This window comes from Romboutsia lituseburensis DSM 797 (assembly GCF_900103615.1).
In the GTDB taxonomy this organism is placed as follows: domain Bacteria; phylum Bacillota; class Clostridia; order Peptostreptococcales; family Peptostreptococcaceae; genus Romboutsia_F; species Romboutsia_F lituseburensis.
Genome location: NZ_FNGW01000021.1, coordinates 1 through 5,865, shown reverse-complemented (window position 1 = coordinate 5,865; position 5,865 = coordinate 1). Strand labels below are relative to the sequence as shown.

Below are 5,865 nucleotides of genomic sequence, written 5' to 3'. Positions count from 1 at the left end.
ACTTAAGGTTCCCAGGTGTCGTATTAAAAGTTCCCTCCTGTCGCACTTAAGGTTCCCAAGTGTCGTATTAAAGTTCCCTCCTGTCGTATTTAGATTCAAATTTATTAGTAATTTCAAGGGGTTGATATATGCCTAAATACTATTAAATACTATAAATATTTTTTAAATACTAAGTAAAGACTAGTAAAGGTCATTTTTATAAAATGACATAGTCTTAAAAAAACAAAAAACTGACTTTTCTGTACTGATCTCATCTATTACAAATAAAAAAACTAGCCTAAAGTTAGACTAGTTTTTTATTTATAAGAAAGCTTTTAACTGTTCTATATTATTTTCTTCAAATTTTTTTAAGTCGTTCATTAATTCTAAAATACTTGGTTCAGCATCTTTATATTTTTTAATATTTTTTATTGCATCTATTGTCCCCATAGTTGAACCTGTAATAAGCATTTCTGCTATATGTGATGGTGATTTATCCATCATAGTTTGAATATTAAGCATTATATAACTTTGAATTTTTGTAAGAGTTCCTATTCCTTTTTCATCATATCCATTTTCATTTAATTTCTTTACAGCATTGCTATTTATTAGTTTGTACTCATTTAATTGAGATTGTAAGCATTTGTTAAATTCACTGTCTTTAGTAATAGATACTAGTTTTTGTAAGGCTTCTATGCCCATTTGAGAATTTTGATATATAAAGTTTAGTAGTTCTGCATTTTGATTCATTTAATTTATCTCCTTTGTAAAATATATTAAATTTAAAACCATATTTATAAATTAATTTTTTAATTTATACCTAATTATCAAATCTATCTACCTTAAATAATTTCATGTCTTTATTCTCTTTGCCATTATAAAGATCTGTTAACATTATTGCTCCTAATACTGCAAATAAAATGCCATTTGCTCCATACCCTAGCAAATACCATAGATTAGAATGCTTTTTATCAGGTCCTACAAATCCTAAGTTATCAGGAGTTGATGCAAAAGTTCCACAATATTTAAAATCTACTTCTATACCTTTAATATCTTTAAACATAGATTTTAATCTATTTTCTAATATCTCATATTTTTCATTTGCTAAATTTTCATTAAATATATCTGGTATAAAATCAACATCTTCTCCACCGATTATAAGCCTATTATCTACAGTAGTTCTTAAGTAGTTATATGGATCGCTATTATCTCTTATAAGTATTTGATCTTCCCACCCATCAAAATTAGCAACGGGCTTTGTAACTATGTTAAATGTAGTTGTTTTAGTTGCAAAGTTTCTATTGGTAAACAAGTTTGTATTATATCCAGTTGCAACTATTACTTTTTTAGCTTTTACTTTATATCCAAATTCAGTTATAACTTCTACATAGTTATCATGATGAACTAAATCTATAACTTCTGTATTTTCATATATTTTTGCTCCCATATCACAAGACACATCTAATAGTTGATTAGTATATTTGTATGGATCTAGTTCTGATCCACCATTTTTTGATATTATCCCAGCCTTTATATCAAAGCTATATTTATTAGTACTCTCATCAATGTATTCAACATCTAGACCATTTTCTTTTCTAAGATCATACTCTATTTTTATTCCATTTATCTCATCATTCTTTGCTGTATATAATAATGTATCTCTCTTTTTATAATCACATTTATTTCCATATGTATTTATAAACTCTTCTATTTCATCAAGTGCTTTAAGGCCTAGGTCATATGACTTCAGTGCATTTTCTAATGTTGTATATTCTTTAAGATCTGATAAGTTATCATCTAGTTCATATTGTAGAAGAGATGTAGTTACACTTGTACTTAAATGAGCTATTCTTTTCTTCTCTAAAACAACTGATTTGATATTATTTTTACTTAAATAATAAGAGGCTACGGCTCCTGTAACACCTCCACCTATTATACAAATATCTATTTCTATATTTTCGGTTAAATATGGATATTGTTTCTTGTTTTTATTTATATATGTAAATAGTGGCTTTCCTTGAACATATTGAATATTCATTTTTATCCTCCTAAACTTACTAACTTTATTTAATTAGTTTTACTCATTAAAGCTAACTTTTAAATTAAAAATTTTTAAATATCTAGTTTATTATTCTTTGTTTTTTATATATTATTTGTTATTAATCGTATTTTTAATCTAAAATTTTCATTAAAGATAAGATTATCTTTATTACAATTATGTATACAAAAAAGACTCATATTAACCTATATTTCTTTTTAATATGGATATTTAAAAGTTCCCTCCTGTCGTATTTAAAAGTTAGAAAATAAATTAAAAATGATAATTATTTTCAAAAACATATTGACATTATCAAAATGATAACTTAAAATTAAAAATGAAATTCATTATCAATATAATTTAAAGTTGGAAGGAGACATATAATGAGACTAGTATATTCATTATTATTCGTAGTTGTATTTGCACTAATTTTTACATCTAGTATCAGAAAGCATTCTAAAATTTATTACTCTATAGCAACAGCTCTAGCTAGTGCTACTATAGTTTATGAGATTTATAGATTAATAACAGATACAAAATTACAAGGATTTATAGGAGAGTTTGAAAAGGCCTTTATGAAGGGAAATGTTTCAATTGGATTTTTCATTCTTGTAATGTTTGCTGGGGCATTAAATCCTAGATGGAAGGTAACTAAAAAGTTATTAAGTATAAGAGCAGAATCTGCTATATTAGCATGTATTCTTTTAATTCCGCATGGAGTTATGTATGCTGTTCGTTTTATAAATAAAATATTAGTACATAAGCCTATAACAGTACTTTATGTAGTATATTTAATGGTTGGTCTAGTTGCTTTTGTAATGATGATACCTTTATTTATAACATCATTTAAAAATGTTAGGGCTAAAATGACAAATAAGGAATGGAAAAAGCTACAAAGATGGGCATATCCATTTTATTTATTAACTTATGTTCATATAGTTCTTGCTCTTCTTAATGATGATGAAGTAGATATTATGAAGTTAAGTATATATACAGTATTATTTGTAGGTTATTTTATTATGAAATTAATAAAGAACTCTAAGTTAAAAAATAAAAGCAGTTTAATAACTAACTAAATTTTATAAAAATTAATATATGACTAAGGCACATAATGATTATGTGCCTTATTTTTTTTAATATATAATATTATTCATGTTTTAACTTATTAAAATATCCATTTAAAATACTGCTATCTTGTGATGTATATATACCGCTTTTTCCTGCAAATACATAGCTTACTACACAAGCAATAAATATAAATCCAATATTAGCTGATCCAAACAGTTCAATTCCCATTATAAAAGATGCTATAGGAGTTTTTGTTGCTCCAGCAAATACACCTATCATTCCCAGTCCTGCTAAAAACTCAATTGGAAGTCCTACTATTGATGCTAATAAATTACCTAATGTTGCTCCAATTACAAATAGCGGAGTAACTTCTCCACCTTGAAACCCTACAGCAAGAGTAAGTGATGTTAAAAGTAATTTTATTATAAATGCGCCTTTAGGAACAGGTTGGTTAAATGCATTACTCAATAGATCTAAACTTAAACCAAGATAAATTCTAGTGCCAAGAATTAAAACTATTATAATTATTATGATACCACCTATAAAGCTCTTTAAAGATGTATTAGGTATCTTATTTGCAAAAAATTTCTTTAATGTATGAGTCAGTTCTGCAAAAAGTTTGCTCGTAAGTCCAAATAAAACAGCACATAATATAACTTTAAAAAATACATCAACTCCACTTATAGATATCCCCATATTATAATGAGTATGGTGAATCTTAAAAAGGTCTGCTATAAAGTTTCCTATATAACTTGATATCAGGCAAGGGATTATTGCTTCATATCGCATTTTTCCAAGAGTACTAACTTCAAGACCAAATACAGTTCCTGCAATAGGAGTACCAAATACAACTCCAAAACCACTACTTACACCACTTATTATAAGTATTGTATAATCCATTCCTTTTAATTTTAAAAGCTCACCTATTTTAGATGATACGCTAGCTCCTATTTGTACACCAGTACCTTCTCTCCCAGCAGATCCACCAAATAAGTGTGTTATAAATGTACCTAAAAACACTAGAGGTGCCATTCTAAAAGGAATCCTACCTTCTCCATTATTAATTCTCTCGATAATTAAATTATTTCCCTTTGATGAGTCTTTCCCATACTTAGAATACAGATAACTCACAAAAGCTCCTCCTAATGGTAGCATGTATAATAACCATTCATTCGATTCTCTAGTAGTTGTAGCCCATTGTAAACTTTTTAAGAAAAATGATATTACAACTCCAACTGCAACTCCAGATATAGATGCTAATAAAAACCATCTAACAAAAATTGTCGATACTACTTCACTTTCTTTAATGTGTTTTTTTAATTCATTCATAGTTTTCCTCCCAGTCTATTTTTCACAAAAAAATAGACTCCTACCCTTATATTTTTATAAGAGTAGGAGTCATTAGCATCTTGTGCGTTTAATGGCGAACTCCATCGCCGATTTAATTTACAAACTTATTATATTATAAATATGTAAAAATTTCAAATTAAGTTGTAAAATTTAATTACCAAAGCATATCCATCTCTGCTTTATGCTTTATATCTTCTTGTTCCTCTTTTTTATATTCAGTAATCTTATTATCTAAAGTACCCTTAAAGAATGAATATGACGTAGCCTTTATAGTTTCAACATCATCCCTGTCAAGAGTTATCATTACTGCATCTTCAAAAGCTCTATTCATATACTCATTTTTGAAGTCAATGTCCTTGAAATTCATTTTAAATCTTCTTAATGTTCCTTTGGTAAACACCATTTCATCAGGTACAAATATATCTGTTTTCTCAGGTTTAACATCTTTTGTTTTATTTAATTCAACTATGTCAATTTGATCTAAACTTATAATTTCTTGTTTTTCGCTGACTACCTCATTAGAAATTAATTTAATATCTTCTAATGTAGGATTAGGTATTTCCTTGGCTGCATCGTCTTTAGCAAAATATTTTCGTTTATCTAAATCTTTTACTATAAAATCGATAGATTCAACTTTTCTGCCAACTTTATTCTCCTTAAAATCTATCTCAAAATATCCAGTTTCATTAAGTTCTTTTATCGCTGGAAGTATAACTCTTCTTTTGAAGTCATTATATTTACTGTACTTATCATCCAACATTAATAATTCCTTAATTTCTTCTATCTTATAGTTTACAGTATCCTTTGTTCCACTCCAAAGTCTTAATAGATCATAAAATCGTTGTGCATATGAATTGTTTAATGATAACCAAATTTGAACATTAACTGGAGTATATCCCATTTTTAAATATTCTTTTAATAGCTTATATATTTTTTCAGATGCTTCTATATTAAATATCCCTAATTCGTCGTCGTACTCATATCCATTTATAAATCCATATGCTCCCCATAGATTCCCTTTTTTATTTTTCTTTTCTTCTTTAAAGTATATAGGTTTTTTTCTTAAGTCCTCTAAAACATCTAAAATTCCCTTAACAGTATTCTTTTGTTTAAACTTAATTATATCTTTAAACTCTGAATGACTAATTGAACAAGTTAGTATCCCATCTGACCTTTTTTGAAGTTTATATAGCATAGATAAAAATATTCTATTTTCAACTAAACTAAGACTATATCTAGCTTTGACTAACATGTTATTTTTCATCAATACTCGATTACTCTCTAATTCTTCTATAAGATTCACATTTAATCTCCCTTTACACCTTTGTTTTATTTATAGATTAACAAATCATTTAAATTACGTCAACAGTTTAGTTATTGTCGCTTTTAAGTCCCTAAAACGTCGTAGTAAATCCCTAATTCGTCGCTTT

General features: G+C 27.0%; 5 protein-coding genes and 1 riboswitch. Of the genes, 1 reads left to right on the top strand and 4 read right to left on the bottom strand.

The annotated features are described in order from the left end of the window. Window positions 1-300: 300 nt before the first annotated feature. Both BLP75_RS17820 and BLP75_RS17815 read right to left on the bottom strand, forming a co-directional pair. A complete protein-coding gene (locus tag BLP75_RS17820; RefSeq protein ID WP_092727886.1) occupies window positions 301-729 on the bottom strand; it encodes a hypothetical protein in 429 nt (142 codons plus the stop codon). A gap of 70 nt (window positions 730-799) precedes the next feature. Continuing rightward, a complete protein-coding gene (locus BLP75_RS17815; RefSeq protein WP_092727885.1) occupies window positions 800-2,017 on the bottom strand; it encodes an NAD(P)/FAD-dependent oxidoreductase in 1,218 nt (405 codons plus the stop codon). A 383-nt stretch (window positions 2,018-2,400) separates the two neighbouring features. Between BLP75_RS17815 and BLP75_RS17810 the strand changes: the two genes are divergently transcribed. Further along, the gene (locus tag BLP75_RS17810; protein ID WP_092727884.1) at window positions 2,401-3,093 is read left to right on the top strand and encodes a ferric reductase-like transmembrane domain-containing protein; all 693 of its coding nucleotides are present in this window, start codon (window positions 2,401-2,403) and stop codon (window positions 3,091-3,093) included. Between the two features lie 70 nt (window positions 3,094-3,163). Here BLP75_RS17810 and BLP75_RS17805 read toward each other — a convergent pair whose 3' ends face one another. Both BLP75_RS17805 and BLP75_RS17800 read right to left on the bottom strand, forming a co-directional pair. After that, complete coding sequence (locus BLP75_RS17805; protein ID WP_092727883.1) at window positions 3,164-4,414, bottom strand: voltage-gated chloride channel family protein; 1,251 nt, start codon at window positions 4,412-4,414, stop codon at window positions 3,164-3,166. A gap of 56 nt (window positions 4,415-4,470) precedes the next feature. After that, window positions 4,471-4,532: riboswitch (Fluoride riboswitch) on the bottom strand. 57 nt (window positions 4,533-4,589) lie between these two features. Continuing rightward, the gene (locus BLP75_RS17800; protein WP_092727882.1) at window positions 4,590-5,738 is read right to left on the bottom strand and encodes a replication initiation protein; all 1,149 of its coding nucleotides are present in this window, start codon (window positions 5,736-5,738) and stop codon (window positions 4,590-4,592) included. Window positions 5,739-5,865 lie beyond the last annotated feature (127 nt).